Source organism: Chitinibacter sp. GC72 (assembly GCF_009760905.1).
Lineage (GTDB): Bacteria > Pseudomonadota > Gammaproteobacteria > Burkholderiales > Chitinibacteraceae > Chitinibacter.
The window spans coordinates 16,976-33,912 of sequence record NZ_VIRW01000008.1; the positions used below are offsets into that span (position 1 = coordinate 16,976).

A 16,937-nucleotide genomic window follows, 5' to 3' on the forward strand; every position below is an offset into this window, starting at 1 on the left:
CAAAAAGCGGGTTTAATTGGTCGCGTAGCGCGCCAATTCTTCATTTAATTTGTCTTGCACATGCGCGGTTATTTCTTCGATTTTTTCTTTTTTCGTCCCCGGGTAGCTGATTTGTAGCACTTTGGCACTGAGCACCCAGCCTTGTGCGCTGCTGCTCAGTGTGTACTGGATTCGCGCTTCGGTCGGGATATTGGCCTTGCCGATCGCGGACGAAAATTCAATATAGGTTGGTGTGCGCACCAGTATCTTCATGCCCTTGCTGCTGCGATAGCTGACAATATCTTCGATGATCGCCTTGCTGCTGCGGCCGATGACCAGCACGCCTGCTTTGGGGGCGGGCATCTTTGTCGTAGTGGGGGCGGGTGTGGCACTGGGCGAGGGGGCCTTGCCGGGGGTGGCGCACGCTGCCATTAGCGCACAGCAGGTTAGAGCGATGCCGTGTTGGAGTTTGATTTTCATACCGGATTGTCCAAGTCAAGATGAAGGTGTTCTAGGCCGAATTCTTCAGCCAGATGCTGGCCGAGTGCCTTGATGCCGTAGCGTTCAGTGGCGTGGTGACCGGCTGCGATATAGGCCACTTCACTTTCTCTGGCCAGATGGGTGACAAATTCGGACGCTTCACCAGTAATAAAGCAGTCGATATCCAGGGTGCTGGCTTCCCGGAAATAGCTTTGCGCGCCGCCTGTACACCAGGCGATGCGTTGCACGGGTTTGCTGGCCTCGCCAATGGTGAGCGGCGTGCGGTTCAGTTGCAATGCAATATGCTGGCTAAAGGTGTCCAGTGACATCGGGACGGGCAGCTCGCCGCGCCATGCCAGTTCCTGCTCGCCAAACCGCCCGGTTGGGATCAGCCCCAGTTTTTGCGCCAGCTGGGCGTTATTGCCCAGCGTGTCGTGCGCATCCAGCGGCAAGTGGTAGCCAAACAGATTGATGTCATTGAGCAACAGTTTGCTGATTCTCTGCTTTTTGGTGCGGGTAATGACTTGCTCTTCGCCTTTCCAGAAATAGCCGTGATGAACCAGAATTGCATCGGCGCCGTGTTCAATGGCCGCTTCAATCAGCGCGAGCGATGCAGTTACGCCGGTCACGATCTTGTGAATCTGGTCTTTGCCCTCAATTTGTAAACCATTGGGTGCGTAATCTTTGAATCGTGCCACTGCAAGCAGTTGTCCGATATAATTTTCCAGTTCTTGACGTTGCATTTATTTATTTGAACCTGCGCATAAAGATAAACGTGATATGAAAAAACTTTGGCTTATTTTCGCACAAACCACCACGATCGGTCTGGCGGTCTGGTTTTTGCTGACGTTATTAAAGCCGGAATGGCGTTTTCCGGTGGCTCCCGAGACTCCGGTTGTGACGGTAAAAGAGACACTTGCCGCCGCTTCTGCGCCCGCCGAGCTCTCGTATAGCGCCGCCGCCAAAAAAGCAAAACCCTCGGTGGTGAATATCTTTACTTCGCAGCAAGCCCGTCAGCCGCGCAATCCTTTGCTCAATGACCCCTTGTTCCGGCGCTTTTTTGGCGAGCGTGGTCTGGGCGACGAAGCCCAGCGACCATCCAGCCTCGGTTCGGGCGTGCTGGTATCCGAGCAAGGCTATATCGTGACCAATAATCACGTGGTTGAAGCAGCCGATGAAATTGAAGTGGCGCTCTCAGACGGGCGCACAGCCTCAGCCAAGCTGATTGGCAGTGATCCGGATACCGATATTGCGGTAATTAAAATTGATTTACCCGATTTGCCGGCCATCAGCTTTGCCGATGCCGACAAAGTAGACATTGGTGACGTTGTCCTGGCCATCGGCAATCCGTTTGGCGTTGGGCAGACGGTGACGATGGGCATTGTGTCGGCGCTGGGGCGCTCAGAGCTGGGCATTAATACCTTTGAAAATTTCATCCAGACCGATGCGGCAATTAATCCGGGTAATTCGGGTGGCGCCCTGATCGATACCCGTGGCGATTTGCTGGGGATCAATACCGCGATTTATTCCAAAACCGGCGGCTCGCTCGGCATTGGCTTTGCCATTCCGGCTACGACGGTTAAGCAGATTATGGAAGCGCTGATCAAGGATGGCAGTGTGACGCGCGGCTGGCTGGGCGTGGAAGTGCAGGATGTCAGCGCCGAGCTGGCTTCATCATTTCGCTTGAAAGACACGCGCGGCGCGCTGATTGCCGGCGTGGTGCGCAATGGCCCGGCGGCAAAGGCCGGCATCAGACCGGGTGATGTCTTGTTATCAATTGATGGCAAGGAGGTGGGCGATTCGGCCAGAATGCTCAATATCATTTCTGCGCTCAAGCCTGAGCAGGATGTGTCACTGGTGTATGTGCGGCAGGGCGAGACGGTAGAAGCGCGTGTGCTCATTGGCAAGCGACCTAAGTTCAATCGCAACTAAGTGCTTGCTCAAGCCGCAAACAGGCCAGATTGGTTTTAACCATCAGGCCTGTTTTATTGCGGAGTGCTGTGTTAGGGTATTGCCCTGTACGTCATTCTATATCTGGCTTGTGGCGACATACCCGTGCTAATGAGGTGTGCCGCTGCTTGTGTCAATTCAGCGTTGAAACCCCTTGTGCGCCAGAGTGACTGCATCGCCATATTCAATACCCAATCAACTCATCAATCGACGCAAAGCACTAGCCTTAGCGATTGCCCTGAAGCAGCAGTATTTCGGCGGCGGCCAGATTTTCGGGTACACCCAGTAGCACCATCACATCGCCGTTTTGCAGCTGGAAATCGTAACTAGGCTCGGTAGAAGCCTGGTTTTTACGCCGGATGCTGCGCACTTCCACATGCAGTTGGTTGAGCGCCAATTCGCCGATGGTGTAACCAATCGCATGTGCGTTTTGTGTCAGCTGAACGGTGTGAAGGCGGGGCTGGTGGCGATCTGAATCTTCGCTTTCTTCGTTCGAGCCGCGATAAAAGCCGCGAATCAGCTGGTAGCGCGCTTCCCGCACTTCACGAATCCGGCGCACCACCCGATTTAGCGGCACACCCAGCAGCATCATCGTATGCGAGGCCAGCATCAGACTGCCTTCCATGATTTCAGCCACCACTTCGGCCGCGCCGGCGTTTTTGAGCAAATCAATGTCGTTATCGTCCTGCGTGCGCACAATGACTGGCAGTTCGGGGCGAATTTGGTGCACCATTTCCAGTATTTTCATTGCCGAATGCGTATCGGCATACGTCACAATCAAGGCGCGGGCACGCATCAGCCCTGCGGCAATCAGCACTTCACGCTTGGCCGCGTCGCCAAACACCACTGACTCGCCCGCTGCACCCGCTTCGCGCACTTTTTCCGGATCTAGGTCGAGCGCGAAAAAATGGATATTCTCCGAGTGCAGAATCCGCCCCAAAGACTGGCCACTGCGCCCGTAGCCGCACAAGATGACATGCCCGGTATTGGCCATGCTGCGCACGGCAATCTGGTGCAGATTGGCGGCCAGATTCATCCATTCCGAGCTGGCTAGTCGCAGCACTAATTTATCGGAATGCTCGATCAGAAATGGCGTAATCATCATCGACAAAATGATTGCCGCCACCGTGCTTTGTAGTAGTGCGGAGGGCATGAAGTTCTGCCCGGCGGCCAGTGCCAGCAAAACAAATGCAAATTCGCCACCCTGTCCTAGGGCAAACCCCGTGCGCCAGGACGTGCCGGGAGAGTGATCAAATAGGCGAGCTAAGCCGGCGATGATCATGATTTTGACTGGCCCGAGCAAAATCACCAGCGCTAGAATCAGCGGCCATTGCGCCAGTAAAATCGCAAAGTCGAGATTCATCCCGACGGTGACAAAAAAGAGACCGAGCAATAAATCGCGGAATGGGCGAATATCGTCTTCAACCTGATAGCGATACTCGGTTTCGGCAATCAGCATCCCCGCCAGAAACGCGCCCAGCGCCAGCGAAAGCCCCGCCAGTTCAGTCAGCCAGGCAATCCCTAGGGTAATGAGCAGGATATTGAGCATGAATAGCTCGCTCGAATGCTGTTTGGCCACCAGGTTGAACCAGGGGCGCATCAGCTTTTGCCCCAGCCAGAGCAGCAGAGTAAGTACAAAGATGATTTTGAGCGCGGCAAAGCTTAGCGAGGCTGCCAATTGCTCGGTCGGCTGACTTAAAACCGGAATCATGATCAGAAAAGGGACAACGGCCAGATCCTGAAACAGCAAAATCCCAAACGCATTCTGCCCGTGCGGCGCGTTCAATTCATTCCGATCTGACAGCAGTTTTGACACCATGGCGGTCGATGACATTGCCATGGCTGCGCCCAAAGCCAGCCCTACCTGCCAGCTCATGCCAAACAGCATGACAATGGCGCCAACCAGCACCAGAATGGACAGTACCTGACTCAGGCCCAAGCCAAATACCGTGCGGCGCATGGCCTTGAGTTTGGCCAGATTAAATTCCAGCCCCAGCGTAAACATCAGAAAAACCACACCAAATTCGGCCAGATGGCTGGCTTCTTCACTGGAGGGAATCATCCCTAGCGCATGGGGGCCAATTACCATGCCGATGAGCAGATAGCCCAGCATCGGCGGCAGCTTGATTTTGCGGCAGATGACCACCGTTACGACGGCAATCGCCAACAGAAGGAGCAAATTTTGCAAGATGGACGACATGCAGCTGGACGCTTCTCAGTAAGTCAGGATGAAGGAGGGATCAGCCTGTGAAAGGATTGAAAGACCGATTTGCTTGATGTAAGTATAACTGAAGAAAATGGTATTTATAGCGTATGGCTGTCATCAAGTGCCGAGGTCTTTTATAATTCGGGCTCAAAAATTAAGGCCATGGTTGAAGTGATGCAGAATGCTTATCGTAGCGCCCGCCGAGTTTTGGCGGTGGAAGCTGCGGCAATTGAATCGATTTCCGCGCGGCTGGATGAAGCGTTGTTTAATCGCGCCTGTGAATTAATCCTGTCGATCACGGGGCGAGTTGTGGTGATGGGAATGGGCAAGTCCGGCCATATTGCCCGCAAAATTGCGGCCACGATGGCCAGCACCGGTACGCCGGCGATGTTTGTTCATCCAGCGGAAGCGGCGCACGGCGATTTGGGCATGATTACCCGGCAAGATCTGGTACTGATTTTGTCCAACTCAGGCGAAAGCGACGAATTGCTGGCTATTTTGCCCAGTCTGAAGCGTCTGGCGGTGCCTATTGTCTCGATGACCGGGCAGGCCAAATCCACATTGGCGGTGGAGGCTCAGGTTCATCTTGATGTGGCGATTGCCGAGGAGGCCTGTCCGCACAATCTGGCGCCAACCGCCAGCACGACTACGGCCTTGGCGTTGGGTGATGCGCTGGCGATTGCCTTGCTGGAGGCGCGCGGTTTTCAGGCGGATGATTTTGCCTTATCGCATCCGGGTGGCAGCCTGGGGCGTCGCCTGCTGGTGCATGTCCGCGATTTGATGCACGGCGGCGCAGCCTTGCCAGTGGTGCAGGAGAATATGAGCTTGCGTGATGCCTTGCTGGAAATCAGCCGCAAAGGTATGGGCATGACGGCGGTCGTCGACGCTGCTGGCCATTTGCAGGGCATCTACACCGATGGCGATTTGCGCCGCACACTGGATCACGACTATGACTTGCGTGCAACGTCGGTGGCGACGGTAATGACGCGTAATCCTGCTACCATAGAGGCTCAGCGCCTAGCTGCCGAGGCGGCGGCCATTATGGAAGAGCGGCGCATCAACGGTTTGCTCGTTCTGGATGAGGGGCGGCTGGTGGGGGCAATCAATATGCACGATCTATTGCGTGCCAGAGTGGTTTAATGGGGTATTGCCCTGTACCTTATTGTTCACAATGATTTCAATGATATACCCTGAGTAAAAAACAAATGATCGAGCAAGCCAAACAAGTAAAATTAATGATTTTTGACGTCGATGGTGTCATGACCGATGGCGGTCTGTATTTCACCGACGCGGGCGAAGAGCTCAAGGCATTTAACTCGCTCGATGGTCATGGCCTGAAAATGCTGCAAAACAGCGGCGTCAAGCTTGCCATTATTACCGGACGCCAATCGCAGCTGGTCGCGCATCGCGCGCGCAACCTGGGGATTGATTATGTTCATCAGGGGGCGCACGACAAGCTGGCGTCATTTCAGGCTCTGCTGGCCGAAGTTGGCGTTAGCGCTCAGGACTGCGGCTATATGGGCGATGATGTGATTGATCTGCCCGTGATGCGCCGTGTCGCATTTGCCGTCTCGGTACCGGCTGCGCCAGAACTGGTGCAACAGTACGCCCACTATGTCACCGGGCGGCAGGGCGGACACGGCGCGGTACGTGAAGTTTGCGAGCTGATCATGCAGAGTCAGAACACCTGGGATGCCGCCATGGCTCCCTATCTGGAATAAGGCATTCATTTTGCGCAGTTTAACCATATGGGCTTTGCCCCTGATGCTGCTGCTGCTCGTTGCGGCACTCATTTGGGGTTTGAGTCGTGCGGCTATCGACGTTGTCGCGCAAAAAGCGGTGAGCCCGGATTCGCCCGACATGATTACCCAACGCGGGGTGCTGGTGCGTTTTGACGAGCAGGGTTTAAAGCGCTCCGAGTTGATTGCGGCGGAAGTGAGGCATATTCAGCAGCAAGACACCATGCTGTTTGAGCAGCCCAAGCTGATTCAGACCGAGCCGGGAAAACCGGTGATGACCGTAACAGGCGAGCGCGGTAAAAGTATTTTGAAAGCATCGCAGGTCTGGTTTTACGGCCAGACTCGCTTGGAGCGCGCGCCCTTTAACGGGCAGGCGGCCTTACTGATCCGCAGCCGGGATATCTGGCTTGATCAGGCCAGTCAGCAAGCCAGCTCAAATGCCCCGGTGGTTGCCGATATGGGCCCGCATCATGCTGAAGCTGTCGGATTTGTGGCTGACAACAATGCACAAACGCTAATTTTAAAATCTAAGGTAAAAATGACTTATGTTCCGACCGCTCGTACTGCCCTTGTTGGCACTGCTGCTCAGTAATCTGGCTGTTGCAGAAACGGCTGACCGTGACAAGCCGATGAATATCGTGGCTGATAATTGCACGCTGGACCAGAAAACCCAGCAAAGCGTCTGCACCGGCAATGTGGTCGTCACTCAGGGAACGATGATTATGCGCGCCGACAAGCTCACCACCCGTCAGGATGAACAGGGTAACCAGTACGCCAAAGGTGAGGGGCGCCCGGTGCGCTTCAAGCAAAAACTCGACTCAGGTGAAATGCTCGATGCTGAAGCGCTGCGCTTTGACTATGACGGTGCTAAAGGCCTGATGGTGCTGATGGATAAAGCCTGGATCAAGCGCAATCAGGATATGGTCGTTGGCGACACCATTACCTATGACATGAATACCGAGTATTACCAGGCGCTGAGCAAGGCAGGTGGCCGCGTCAACATCACTTTGACTCCGAAAAAGAAAGATGCGTCGCAATGAGCACATTAAAAGCCCAGCATTTGCAAAAAACCTATAAAAAACGCACCGTAGTCCGCGATGTATCGCTGGAAGTGAGCCGGGGTGAAGTGGTTGGCCTGCTTGGCCCCAATGGAGCGGGCAAAACCACCAGTTTTTACATGATTGTCGGGCTGGTCAATATGGATCAGGGCTCGATTGAGCTCGATGGTGTTGATGTTAGCCGCCAGCCCATTCACAAACGGGCTCGACTGGGGCTGGGCTATTTGCCGCAGGAAGCGTCGATTTTTCGCAAAATGACCGTGGCCGAAAATATCAAAGCCGTGCTGGAGTTGCACTATGACGACAAAGCGCAAATTGACGAGCGGCTAGATGAGTTATTGCATGATCTGCACGTTGGACATTTGCGCGACAGCAGCGCGATGAGCTTGTCAGGTGGCGAGCGCCGCCGGGTGGAAATTGCCCGTGCTCTGGCGTCTAACCCGCAGTTTGTCTTGCTTGATGAGCCCTTTGCCGGCGTTGATCCGATCGCGGTGATCGATATTCAGCGCATTATCGGCTTTCTGAAAGAGCGCGGTATCGGCGTACTGATTACCGATCACAATGTGCGTGAAACCCTAGGGATTTGTGATCGTGCCTATATTATCTCGGAAGGTGCCGTGATGGCCGCTGGCAAACCGGCTGAGATCGTGAATAATGAAGAAGTCCGCCGCGTGTATCTGGGCGAGCATTTTCGCATGTAGCTTTTTTATATTATCGCTGGATTTATGAAGCAATCACTGCAGCTGCGCATGTCGCAGCAGCTCAATCTAACGCCCCAGTTGCAGCAGTCGATCAAGCTGCTGCAACTGTCTACGCTCGATTTCAATCAGGAAGTCGAGCAATACCTAGCAGATAACCCTTTACTTGAACGTGAAGATACGGCCGATCAGCCGGATGCTACCGAGCAGGCTCAGTCAGACACAGCCGAAACCAGTGCCGAGCAGGGCGATGATCTGGACGGTTTGCGTTGGGACGAAGTCAAAAGCGGGGCTTCTTTTGATGATGACGATGAGCATGACCCCACCTTGCGTGTCGCCATCGAGGTAACGTTGCGCGACCATTTGCTGCAGCAAGCACGCTTGCTGGGATTATCGGCGCGCGATCATGCTTTGCTCGCTTTACTTATTGAAGCGCTGGACGAAGATGGCTTGCTGACACAGGAGCTTGATGAGATTTTTGCGCAATTGCCTGACGAGCTGGTGCAGGAGTTTGAACTGGAGGTGGATGAGCTGCGCACTGCCCATCAACATCTGATGCAACTGGAGCCGCTGGGAATCGGTACGCGTTCTTTGTCCGAATGCCTGCTTTTGCAATTGAAATCCGCCCCGCGCTTGCCCGAGTACGAATTGGCACGCCAGTTGATTGACGCCGGATTGGAATTATTAGCGGTGCGTGACTTTGCCCGGATTAAAAAACAGTTCCATTGTGACGAAGATCAGTTACGGCAGGCGCAGCAGATTATTCGCAGCCTTAATCCGCGGCCCGCAGCCAACTGGGGCGCGGATACAACACGTTATGTTGTGCCGGATGTGCTGGTGCAAAAGTTGCGTGGCCGCTGGACCGTGCGCTTGAATCAGGCCGCCCAGCCCAAAATTAAAGTCAATGAAATGTATGCGCGGCTCTTACAGGGCGAAGCAGGCGAGAGCATGGCTGGTGCTTTGCAGGAAGCTAGGTGGTTGATTAAAAGCATAGAACAGCGCGGCAGTACCATTTTGCGAGTAGCCCAAGCGATCGTCGCGCGACAACAAGCTTTCTTCGAGCACGGCGAAGTAGCAATGAAGCCCATGGTCTTGCGTGACATTGCTGACGAGCTGGAATTACACGAATCGACAATTTCTCGTGTGACAACGCAAAAATTTATGCTGACACCACGGGGCGTTTTGGAGTACAAATACTTCTTCGGTAGCCATGTTGAAAACGACAGCGGTGGCGAAAATTCGGCTACATCGATCAAGGCTTTGATCAAACAGCTGGTAGCACAGGAAAATCCGAAGAAACCCCTATCGGATAGTGCTATAACTGAAGAACTCGCAAGGCAAGGTGTTGCAGTAGCGCGGCGCACCGTGGCCAAGTATCGGGAGGCGCTGAACATAGCGCCTGCCAGTCAGCGCAAAAGCCTGTAGCAGGGCGATATAAATCGAAGGAGCAATAATATGAACCTCAACATCAGCGGTCATCATCTTGAAGTTACTCCAGCTATCCGTGAGTATGTCAGCAGCAAAATCGAGCGCGTGATTCGTCATTTCGACAACGTCATCGATGCTTCTGTGATTCTGACGGTAGACAAACTGCAGCACAAAGCCGAGGTCACAGTGCATGTGAGCGGCAAAGACATTCACGTTGAGGCGATTGAGGAAGATTTGTACGCCGCGATCGATGTCCTGATGGACAAACTGGATCGTCAGGTGGTCAAACACAAAGAAAAAATGTCTTCACATCGCAATGAAGCGATCAAACACCAAGCGGTGATTGAAGAATAATTCGTTGCGTAAGCAAGACAACGGGAACGCCGCGAGTCGTTCCCGTTTTTGTTTCTGAGCAAGGCAAGTACAATACCCAGTCCACTAGGGAATACAGACAGACCATGAGCCTGATTACCAAAATTCTGCCAACCAGCAATGTTTTTCTGGATCTAGACGTTGGCAGCAAAAAACGCGTTTTTGAGCACGTGGGCATTGTGTTTGAAAATAGCCACGGCATTGCGCGCAGCGTGATTTTTGATAGCCTGTTTGCCCGCGAAAAGCTCGGTTCTACCGGCTTGGGGCAGGGCGTGGCGATTCCGCACGGCCGGATTAAAGGCCTGAAAGAAGCCACGGGTGCTTTTGTCCGCCTGAAAGAGCCGATTCCGTTTGACGCGCCGGATAGCAAGCCGGTGTCGCTGATTTTTGTCTTGCTGGTGCCTGCCAATGCCACTGATCTGCATTTGCAGATTCTCTCCGAGCTGGCGCAACTCTTTTCGGACAAGCAATTGCGCGAAGAGCTCAATACCTTGCCGGAGCCGCATCTGGTGTGGGAGCGCATCGCAAACTGGCTGCCGTACGGCGCCGATTTCGCGTAACTGCATTAAGCTAGACTCCGTTTGCTTAGCTGGTTAATATCAAGACTGCATCTCATCGGTGCAGTTTTTTTTTGAGAATCGTATGCCCCAGATTACTGCCCGCCAATTATTTATTGATAACGCCGAAAAATTGCGCCTGACCTGGGTTGCAGGTCAATCTGGGGCCAATAATCTGCTCTCGAATGATGCTAGTGAGCAAAAGCCGTCACTCTCGCTGGTTGGGCATTTGAATTTTGTTCATCCGAACCGGATTCAGGTACTGGGGATTGCCGAGATTGCCTACGTAAACAGCCTCTCGCCGGATGTACAGCTCAATAGTCTCAATCAGCTTTTTGCCAGCGAAATGGCGGCGATGATCGTTGCCAATGGGCAGATTGTTCCCGATGCGCTGCGCGACGCAGCTGAACGACACCACGTTCCCTTATTGACCAGTCCCGAGCAATCCCCATATTTAATGGAGGTATTGCGCTACTACCTAAGCAAGGCGCTGGCTGTATCGACACACCTGCATGGGGTATTTCTGGATGTGCTGGAAGTCGGCGTTTTGCTAACTGGTGAGTCGTCAATGGGTAAATCCGAGCTGGCGCTGGAGCTGATTTCACGTGGCCACGGTTTGGTCGCCGATGATGTAGTCGAGGTCTATCGGACTAATCCGGAAACGCTGGAAGGTCGCTGCCCGCCGATGTTGCGCGATTTTCTCGAGGTGCGCGGGATCGGGGTCTTGAATATCCGCACCATCTTTGGCGAAACGGCCGTGCGCCCGAAAAAAACCTTGAAACTGATCATCCATCTGGCCAAGGCTGGCGGCGAATCGCTTGCGCCAGTTGATCGCTTGCAAATGCAGGCGGCCACGCAGGCGATTCTGGATGTGCCGATCCGCAAGCTGGTGATACCGGTTGCCGCCGGGCGTAATCTGGCGGTGCTGGTTGAATCGGCAGTGCGCAATTATATTTTGCAGCTACGCGGGATTGATTCAACGCGCGAATTTATCGAACGGCATCAGAAATTTATGGAAATGGGCGAATAAATGCCGACTCCACAGCAAGTCGTGTTGTTATCTGGTTTGTCTGGCGCTGGCAAGTCGGTGGCTTTGCGGGCGCTGGAAGATCTGGGCTATTATTGCCTCGACAATCTGCCGGCCCCCTTATTGCCACAAGCAGTGTCCATGCTGGATCTGGATGGTTATCCGCGCGTAGCGATTGCGGTCGATGCCCGTAGTGCGCATAACCTGACCAGCCTGCCCGAACATCTGGCCGCCTTGTTGCAGCTGAACGTGGATGTGCGCGTGCTGTTTCTGGAGGCCAATGATGAAACTATCATCAAGCGCTACTCCGAAAGCCGCCGCAGCCATCCGCTGTCTAATGGCCAGCTCACCGTGAGCGAATGCATCGGGATGGAGCGCGAAGTGCTCGGTGATATTCGCGAAATGGGGCATTGCATCGATACCAGCGGCATGGCTGCGTCCAAGTTGCGGCAGTGGATCCGTGACTTTATTGCTTCGGATAAAGCCAAGCTGACGCTGATTTTTGAATCATTCGGTTTCAAGCATGGCATTCCGCTGGATGCCGATTTTGTGTTTGACGCGCGTTGCCTGCCCAATCCCTATTACGACCCTGATTTGCGCCCGCTGACGGGAATGGATAAGCCGGTGGCGGATTTTCTCGTGCGCCAGCCTACTGTGGGCCCGTATCTGACGCATATCTTGGGCTTTCTGGAGCGTTGGCTGCCCGAGTTCGAGCGCGATCAGCGCAGCTATGTCACCGTGGCAATTGGCTGTACCGGCGGTCAACACCGCTCGGTGTATCTGGCCGAGGAGCTCAAACGGCATTTTGCCCGTTCCCGGCAGGTGATGATCCGCCACCGCGAGCAAGATGGTTATTGAAAGCTGGCGGCTGCTGAAATGGGGCGATGTGCTGTGTCTGCTGCTACTGGCTGCGCTATGGGGTGTGCTGACGTATTGGAGCTGGGCGCAGCCACGAGCAACGCGGGTCCGGATTTATCAGGATGGCCAGGTGTATGCCGAGCTTGATCTGATGGCCGCCAAAACCTTGCACGTGACCGGGCCTTTGGGCGAAACGGTCGTCGAAGTGGCCTCGGGGAAGGCGCGGATTGCCGCTGATCCTAGCCCGCGCCAGTATTGCGTGCAGGCGGGGTGGTTGCAGCAGGCAGGGCAGAGTGCCATTTGCCTGCCTAACCGAACCAGCATTGAACTTGTTGGCCATCAGCCGCGTGCTTATGACAGCCTCAGTTACTAAGCGTACTGCTAAACACACCGCGCCCAAGCGTATTCAGATTACGCCGCAGGACGCCTATATTGCGCGCCTGGCAGCGTATGCAATTGTGTTGAGTGTGCTCGAGTCGGGCATCCCATCGCCCATCCCGGGCGTGAAACCGGGTCTGGCCAATATTGTAACGCTGATTGCGCTGGAACGTATGGGCTGGAAAGCCGCTGCCTGGGTGAGTATCCTGCGTATACTTGGGGCCAGTATTGTGCTGGGCGGTATCTTTTCGCCGGGTTTTGCACTCAGCCTGGCGGGCGGTGTATTGAGCTTGCTGGTACTGGCGCTGTGTCAGTTTTTGCCCCGGCGGCACTTTGGCATGGTCAGTATTTCCTTGCTCTCAGCGCTGGCGCATACCGCAGGGCAATTGCTACTGGCGCGGCTGTGGCTGATTCCGCACGATGGCATTATTTATTTGATCCCGCTGTTGAGCGGCATGGCGCTGGTATTTGGCTTTGTGAACGGTGTGATTGCCGAGCGTTTACTCAGGCAGTATCCGGCGCAAGCACCGGCATCGATCGCTAATGCTCACACGCAGCAAACGCACTGACCCCGACAGGATTTAGCATGAAAACGATTACTCTGGCTTTTACTGGCGCATCCGGTTTGCCTTACGGGCTACGCACGCTGGAATGCCTGCTGGCTGCTGGTTGCACGGTGCGCTTGGTGTATACCTCGGTGGCGCAGATTGTGGCCAAGCAGGAAATGAATCTGAGCTGGCCTTCGCGTGCTGCGGATCTGGCCGAGCTGTTGCGTGCGCAGTACCAATTGGCCGATCCGGCGCAATTGCAGGTTTATGGTCAGCAGGAGTGGTTTGCGCCGATGGCTTCGGGCTCCAATCCGGGTGACGGCATGGTGGTGGTGCCGTGTACGATGGGCGCGCTTTCGGCGATTGCCAACGGCGCTTCGGATAATCTCTTGGAGCGCGCTGCCGATGTGATGATCAAAGAGCGAAAAACGCTGATCGTTGTGCCGCGCGAGACGCCGTATTCGGCAATTCATCTCGAAAATATGCTCAAACTCGCCCGGCTGGGCGTGGTGATTTTGCCGCCCAATCCGGGCTTTTATCATCACCCGACACAGGTGTCGGATCTGGTTGATTTTGTTGTCGCGCGCATACTGGATCAGTTGCAAGTGCCGCACCAGTTGATGCAGCGCTGGGGCGAGTAGGGGGTATTGCCTTGTAGCCTATGATTCAAATAGGCTACAGACATATACCAAGGGGAAGCTTTTAAGAGTTCGAAAGTCGGCTGAGGCTAACGCGGCGGAATAGCCAGAGTAAAGACAAGGCGGCAAAGGTCAAGGCCACCACCAGCGCTAACCAGTAGCCCTGAGCGCCATGTGCTGCAATCGGGCCGAGGCCAAAAGTCAGTGCATAGCCCAGCGGCAGGCCAATCAACCAGAAAGCTAGCAAATGCAAGACCATCGGCAACCGGGTCGATTGGTAGCCGCGCAGAACGCCGCTGGCCACCACTTGAGTGGCATCGGAAAACTGAAATAATCCGGCAAACACCAGCAATTGCGTCGCCAGCGCCAGCACAGCGGCATCCTGGGTGTAAAGCCGGGCAATCTGGCCACCCAGCAGCATTGTTAAGCCGCCACCCAGCGCCGCCACAATCAGGCCTAGCCGAACGCCATTCTGGCCGATCAACCGTGCTTGTACCCAGTCACCAGCCCCTGCCGCGTGCCCCACGCGCACTGTGAGTGCTGTGCCTATCGCCATTGGGATCATAAACAGCAAGGAGGCAAAATTAAGCGCCACCTGATGTGCCGCTACCGCCGTGGTGCCAAGACGGGCGATCAGCAAGGCAATCAGGCTGAAGGCACTGACCTCGATAAAAAACATCATGCCAATGGGTATACCCAGCTTGGCCAATTGCCACTGAGCCTGCCAGTCAATACCCCTGATTTTGTCAAAAGGATGAGTGCCCCGATACACCGGTGCATGCCGGATCCAGAGCAGCCACATCAGCGCACTGACCCACATGCACAAAGCCGTAGCCCACCCGCATCCGACTGCCCCCAGCGCTGGAAAACCAAAATAACCGTAAATCAGCACCCAGTTGGCCGGAATATTCAACGCCAGCGCAATCAAGGCAATTACCATCATTGGTTTGGTTTGATTAAGCGCCGAGCTATAGCCATACAAAACCCGGCTGATCGCTAGCGCAGGCAAGCCCCAACTCACTGCAGCCAGAAAACGCTTGGCTTTATCGGCGACTTCGGCCGTCAAGCCGAGGTGATCAAACACCGGCAAGACCGCATGCGCAATCAGCATGGCCATCCCACCGGCCAGAATGGCCTGATACAGAGCCTGCTGGGTCAGGCCCGGCAACTCGGCCTGGGCATTGGCACCCACTCTTTGCGCCGCCAGCGGGCTGATGGCCAGCAATAAACCCATCAGCGTGACGATCAGCGTGGTCCAGATCGACGCACCCACCGATACGGCAGCCAGATCAGCCGCCGAAACGTGCCCGGCCATCACGGCATCGACAAAAGCCGTTCCGGTTTGGGCCAACTGGCCGACCATAATCGGCCAGGCTAGTACCCAGGTTGCTTTGGCGTCTATTCGTAATGACATGGTGTCCTAAGCGGTGTGTGGCGTGTGCCGTGCGGGTTCGTAATGGGCTAGCAGATCGACAAATCGCAGCTGGAACGACAGCGCCTGATCCAGATTGAGTTTGAAAATCAGCACACTACCATCGGCTAAGTTCTGCGTGGACAGCCCGGCACTGAGCGCTGCGGCATAGGCCAGACCAAGCTGTGCAGGCGCAGCGCCTGGTGCCAGTTTGAGCAGCAATCGCGAATGTTCCCGGTAATGCAGATGCAATTGAAAGCGCACGACGGCGGGTGTAGCTGTATGTGTCACTGCAGGTATGGCGCGGTTTACGCTGGTATCGTCTAAACAGTCGTACATTGGGCAAACTCCTGAATGAAGTTGCCGGCAGCCTGGGCTGCCGACGCTTTAGCGGTATTTGGGCCGGATTGGCCCGCGCGCCCCGCAAGTTGTCGATTAATAGGCGCAACAGCACGGCAATAAAAAAGCCACGGCTCGCGTGGCTGGATGCTATGCACGCTTTAGCAGATTATTTAAAGCGCCCTGCAAGCTGTTTTCAACTCAGCGCTAGTTTTATTCTGCCCCGCACCGCAAGCAGGGTCAAGATCGGTAGTTTCCCGTACGTGCCTAATCGGGCTGTTTTGAATCCAGCCAGATCGTCACGGGCCCGTTATTGGTCAGCGAGACCTGCATATCGGCACCAAATTGCCCGGTGGCGACGGGACGCCCCAGCTTGTGCGCCAGCGTAGCTACAAACTGCTCGAACAAAGGCTCGCTGATGGCGCCCGGCGCGGCGGCACTCCAGCTGGGGCGATTGCCTTTTTTACAGCTGGCGTACAGGGTAAATTGGCTAACCGCCAGCACTTCGCCTGCGACATCAATAACCGAACGGTTCATAACCCCCAGTTCATCGTCAAAAATGCGCAAATTGCTAATTTTACTAGTCAGCAGTTCAATGTCTGCGGCGGTGTCCGTATGAGTGACCCCCAGTAGCAGTAGCAAACCGTGATCAATTTTGCCGACGACATGTTGGGCAACGGTAACCTGAGCCGAACTAACCCGCTGAATAAGAACACGCATTAACGTACAGCCAAAGAGGAAAGATGCGGATACTGCGATATCTTGAGCTGGCTGTCAAAAGCGCCCTGGTGCCCGTCGGGCAAGCCCTGTAAGAGCTGTTCTTGCAGACTGGCGGCTTCACGCGGCGCATGTTGATGCAGTTGCCGCAAATCTTTGAGCAAATGGCGCTGGAAGAACGTCAGCCCTTCGCTGTCCTCAAGAAACAGCGTCAATTGCCGCGACTGCCCCGACATCAGCGCCATCTCGATCCGGAAGGCAAGGTCATCCCGATCACGCAGAAGCTGCTGGATGGCGAGCTTTTGCTGGGCTTCGATCAACATTGGATGCTTGAATTTTCTAGCTGAAGTCTCTGGCATTGTTGTGTACCACAGTGGAGAGGAGAATTCATTGCGCCGACTATGGGCTTGAGCGAATGAAGCTTATTCCTTAATTTATAAGTAAATTTTTTATTCCGGGCCGATTCTTGCTGTTTTCCAACTAGCCAGATATACGGAATTTCTCTAATATCAAGGGCTTGCTCTGAAGCACAGACAAAAGTCTGGATTGCAGTC

21 protein-coding genes and 1 riboswitch are annotated in these 16,937 nt (G+C 54.7%); of the genes, 14 read left to right on the forward strand and 7 right to left on the reverse strand.

Annotation, left to right across the window (positions count from 1 at the left end; genetic code table 11):
* Nucleotides 1-12 precede the first annotated feature (12 nt).
* Both FLS37_RS08785 and FLS37_RS08790 read right to left on the reverse strand, forming a co-directional pair.
* Nucleotides 13-459: a hypothetical protein gene (locus FLS37_RS08785; protein ID WP_157669520.1), complete on the reverse strand. Its 447-nt coding sequence runs from the start codon at nt 457-459 to the stop codon at nt 13-15.
* Complete coding sequence (locus FLS37_RS08790; RefSeq protein WP_157669521.1) at nt 456-1,202, reverse strand: Nif3-like dinuclear metal center hexameric protein; 747 nt, start codon at nt 1,200-1,202, stop codon at nt 456-458. Before FLS37_RS08790 ends, FLS37_RS08785 begins: the two co-directional genes overlap by 4 nt.
* 37 nt (nt 1,203-1,239) lie before the next feature.
* On the opposite strand from FLS37_RS08790, the gene FLS37_RS08795 reads away from it, so the two are divergent.
* On the forward strand, nt 1,240-2,391 hold the full coding sequence (locus FLS37_RS08795) for a Do family serine endopeptidase (RefSeq protein ID WP_157669522.1): 1,152 nt from the start codon (nt 1,240-1,242) through the stop codon (nt 2,389-2,391).
* A gap of 244 nt (nt 2,392-2,635) precedes the next feature.
* On the opposite strand, the gene FLS37_RS08800 is transcribed toward FLS37_RS08795, so the two are convergent.
* Complete coding sequence (locus FLS37_RS08800; RefSeq protein WP_157669523.1) at nt 2,636-4,609, reverse strand: monovalent cation:proton antiporter-2 (CPA2) family protein; 1,974 nt, start codon at nt 4,607-4,609, stop codon at nt 2,636-2,638.
* Nucleotides 4,610-4,789: 180 nt separating this feature from the next.
* Here FLS37_RS08800 and FLS37_RS08805 point away from each other — a divergent pair, with 180 nt between their 5' ends.
* The 13 genes from FLS37_RS08805 (at nt 4,790) to FLS37_RS08865 (ending at nt 13,919) form a co-directional block, all read left to right on the forward strand.
* Complete coding sequence (locus tag FLS37_RS08805; protein ID WP_232522552.1) at nt 4,790-5,755, forward strand: SIS domain-containing protein; 966 nt, start codon at nt 4,790-4,792, stop codon at nt 5,753-5,755.
* 65 nt (nt 5,756-5,820) lie between these two features.
* Nucleotides 5,821-6,336 carry a 3-deoxy-manno-octulosonate-8-phosphatase KdsC gene (gene kdsC, locus FLS37_RS08810; protein WP_157669525.1) on the forward strand — a complete coding sequence of 172 codons (516 nt, stop codon included), beginning with the start codon at nt 5,821-5,823 and terminating at the stop codon, nt 6,334-6,336.
* Between the two features lie 43 nt (nt 6,337-6,379).
* Entirely contained in the window at nt 6,380-6,946 is a 567-nt protein-coding gene (lptC, locus tag FLS37_RS08815; RefSeq protein WP_157669526.1) for an LPS export ABC transporter periplasmic protein LptC, read from the forward strand.
* A complete protein-coding gene (lptA, locus tag FLS37_RS08820) occupies nt 6,900-7,394 on the forward strand; it encodes a lipopolysaccharide transport periplasmic protein LptA (RefSeq protein ID WP_157669527.1) in 495 nt (164 codons plus the stop codon). The genes lptC and lptA overlap by 47 nt, the downstream gene beginning before the upstream one ends.
* Nucleotides 7,391-8,113: an LPS export ABC transporter ATP-binding protein gene (lptB, locus tag FLS37_RS08825; RefSeq protein WP_157669528.1), complete on the forward strand. Its 723-nt coding sequence runs from the start codon at nt 7,391-7,393 to the stop codon at nt 8,111-8,113. The genes lptA and lptB overlap by 4 nt, the downstream gene beginning before the upstream one ends.
* A 24-nt stretch (nt 8,114-8,137) precedes the next feature.
* Nucleotides 8,138-9,535, forward strand: a complete 1,398-nt coding sequence (locus FLS37_RS08830; protein ID WP_157669529.1) for an RNA polymerase factor sigma-54 — start codon at nt 8,138-8,140, stop codon at nt 9,533-9,535.
* A 30-nt stretch (nt 9,536-9,565) separates the two neighbouring features.
* On the forward strand, nt 9,566-9,892 hold the full coding sequence (gene hpf, locus FLS37_RS08835) for a ribosome hibernation-promoting factor, HPF/YfiA family (protein WP_157669530.1): 327 nt from the start codon (nt 9,566-9,568) through the stop codon (nt 9,890-9,892).
* Nucleotides 9,893-9,996: 104 nt separating this feature from the next.
* Complete coding sequence (locus tag FLS37_RS08840; protein ID WP_198314550.1) at nt 9,997-10,470, forward strand: PTS sugar transporter subunit IIA; 474 nt, start codon at nt 9,997-9,999, stop codon at nt 10,468-10,470.
* Nucleotides 10,471-10,552: 82 nt separating this feature from the next.
* Nucleotides 10,553-11,497 carry an HPr(Ser) kinase/phosphatase gene (gene hprK, locus FLS37_RS08845; protein ID WP_157669531.1) on the forward strand — a complete coding sequence of 315 codons (945 nt, stop codon included), beginning with the start codon at nt 10,553-10,555 and terminating at the stop codon, nt 11,495-11,497.
* Nucleotides 11,498-12,352: an RNase adapter RapZ gene (gene rapZ / locus FLS37_RS08850; RefSeq protein ID WP_157669532.1), complete on the forward strand. Its 855-nt coding sequence runs from the start codon at nt 11,498-11,500 to the stop codon at nt 12,350-12,352.
* Entirely contained in the window at nt 12,342-12,725 is a 384-nt protein-coding gene (locus FLS37_RS08855; protein WP_157669533.1) for a NusG domain II-containing protein, read from the forward strand. The genes rapZ and FLS37_RS08855 overlap by 11 nt, the downstream gene beginning before the upstream one ends.
* Nucleotides 12,706-13,299 (forward strand): Gx transporter family protein, encoded by a 594-nt coding sequence (locus tag FLS37_RS08860; RefSeq protein WP_157669534.1) that lies wholly within the window; start codon nt 12,706-12,708, stop codon nt 13,297-13,299. The genes FLS37_RS08855 and FLS37_RS08860 overlap by 20 nt, the downstream gene beginning before the upstream one ends.
* A gap of 17 nt (nt 13,300-13,316) precedes the next feature.
* Entirely contained in the window at nt 13,317-13,919 is a 603-nt protein-coding gene (locus FLS37_RS08865) for a flavin prenyltransferase UbiX (protein ID WP_157669535.1), read from the forward strand.
* Nucleotides 13,920-13,980: 61 nt separating this feature from the next.
* Here FLS37_RS08865 and FLS37_RS08870 read toward each other — a convergent pair whose 3' ends face one another.
* The 4 genes from FLS37_RS08870 to FLS37_RS08885 all read right to left on the reverse strand — a co-directional run bounded on the left by FLS37_RS08870 (nt 13,981) and on the right by FLS37_RS08885 (nt 16,706).
* Complete coding sequence (locus tag FLS37_RS08870) at nt 13,981-15,330, reverse strand: MATE family efflux transporter (RefSeq protein WP_157669536.1); 1,350 nt, start codon at nt 15,328-15,330, stop codon at nt 13,981-13,983.
* Between the two features lie 6 nt (nt 15,331-15,336).
* Entirely contained in the window at nt 15,337-15,666 is a 330-nt protein-coding gene (locus tag FLS37_RS08875; RefSeq protein WP_157669537.1) for a hypothetical protein, read from the reverse strand.
* A gap of 144 nt (nt 15,667-15,810) precedes the next feature.
* A riboswitch (SAM riboswitch) is annotated at nt 15,811-15,884 on the reverse strand.
* 49 nt (nt 15,885-15,933) lie between these two features.
* Complete coding sequence (dtd, locus tag FLS37_RS08880; protein WP_157669538.1) at nt 15,934-16,386, reverse strand: D-aminoacyl-tRNA deacylase; 453 nt, start codon at nt 16,384-16,386, stop codon at nt 15,934-15,936.
* The gene (locus FLS37_RS08885; RefSeq protein WP_157669539.1) at nt 16,386-16,706 is read right to left on the reverse strand and encodes a hypothetical protein; all 321 of its coding nucleotides are present in this window, start codon (nt 16,704-16,706) and stop codon (nt 16,386-16,388) included. Before FLS37_RS08885 ends, dtd begins: the two co-directional genes overlap by 1 nt.
* Nucleotides 16,707-16,937 lie beyond the last annotated feature (231 nt).

Excerpts from the sequence above, each read along its gene's own strand:
- FLS37_RS08785 (WP_157669520.1), bottom strand. The coding sequence starts at position 459 with ATGAAAATCAAACTCCAACACGGCATCGCTCTAACCTGCTGTGCGCTA.
- FLS37_RS08790 (WP_157669521.1), bottom strand. The coding sequence starts at position 1,202 with ATGCAACGTCAAGAACTGGAAAATTATATCGGACAACTGCTTGCAGTG.
- FLS37_RS08795 (WP_157669522.1), top strand. The coding sequence starts at position 1,240 with ATGAAAAAACTTTGGCTTATTTTCGCACAAACCACCACGATCGGTCTG.
- FLS37_RS08800 (WP_157669523.1), bottom strand. The coding sequence starts at position 4,609 with ATGTCGTCCATCTTGCAAAATTTGCTCCTTCTGTTGGCGATTGCCGTC.
- FLS37_RS08805 (WP_232522552.1), top strand. The coding sequence starts at position 4,790 with ATGCAGAATGCTTATCGTAGCGCCCGCCGAGTTTTGGCGGTGGAAGCT.
- kdsC (WP_157669525.1), top strand. The coding sequence starts at position 5,821 with ATGATCGAGCAAGCCAAACAAGTAAAATTAATGATTTTTGACGTCGAT.
- lptC (WP_157669526.1), top strand. The coding sequence starts at position 6,380 with ATGCTGCTGCTGCTCGTTGCGGCACTCATTTGGGGTTTGAGTCGTGCG.
- lptA (WP_157669527.1), top strand. The coding sequence starts at position 6,900 with ATGTTCCGACCGCTCGTACTGCCCTTGTTGGCACTGCTGCTCAGTAAT.
- lptB (WP_157669528.1), top strand. The coding sequence starts at position 7,391 with ATGAGCACATTAAAAGCCCAGCATTTGCAAAAAACCTATAAAAAACGC.
- FLS37_RS08830 (WP_157669529.1), top strand. The coding sequence starts at position 8,138 with ATGAAGCAATCACTGCAGCTGCGCATGTCGCAGCAGCTCAATCTAACG.
- hpf (WP_157669530.1), top strand. The coding sequence starts at position 9,566 with ATGAACCTCAACATCAGCGGTCATCATCTTGAAGTTACTCCAGCTATC.
- FLS37_RS08840 (WP_198314550.1), top strand. The coding sequence starts at position 9,997 with ATGAGCCTGATTACCAAAATTCTGCCAACCAGCAATGTTTTTCTGGAT.
- hprK (WP_157669531.1), top strand. The coding sequence starts at position 10,553 with ATGCCCCAGATTACTGCCCGCCAATTATTTATTGATAACGCCGAAAAA.
- rapZ (WP_157669532.1), top strand. The coding sequence starts at position 11,498 with ATGCCGACTCCACAGCAAGTCGTGTTGTTATCTGGTTTGTCTGGCGCT.
- FLS37_RS08855 (WP_157669533.1), top strand. The coding sequence starts at position 12,342 with ATGGTTATTGAAAGCTGGCGGCTGCTGAAATGGGGCGATGTGCTGTGT.
- FLS37_RS08860 (WP_157669534.1), top strand. The coding sequence starts at position 12,706 with ATGACAGCCTCAGTTACTAAGCGTACTGCTAAACACACCGCGCCCAAG.
- FLS37_RS08865 (WP_157669535.1), top strand. The coding sequence starts at position 13,317 with ATGAAAACGATTACTCTGGCTTTTACTGGCGCATCCGGTTTGCCTTAC.
- FLS37_RS08870 (WP_157669536.1), bottom strand. The coding sequence starts at position 15,330 with ATGTCATTACGAATAGACGCCAAAGCAACCTGGGTACTAGCCTGGCCG.
- FLS37_RS08875 (WP_157669537.1), bottom strand. The coding sequence starts at position 15,666 with ATGTACGACTGTTTAGACGATACCAGCGTAAACCGCGCCATACCTGCA.
- dtd (WP_157669538.1), bottom strand. The coding sequence starts at position 16,386 with ATGCGTGTTCTTATTCAGCGGGTTAGTTCGGCTCAGGTTACCGTTGCC.
- FLS37_RS08885 (WP_157669539.1), bottom strand. The coding sequence starts at position 16,706 with ATGTTGATCGAAGCCCAGCAAAAGCTCGCCATCCAGCAGCTTCTGCGT.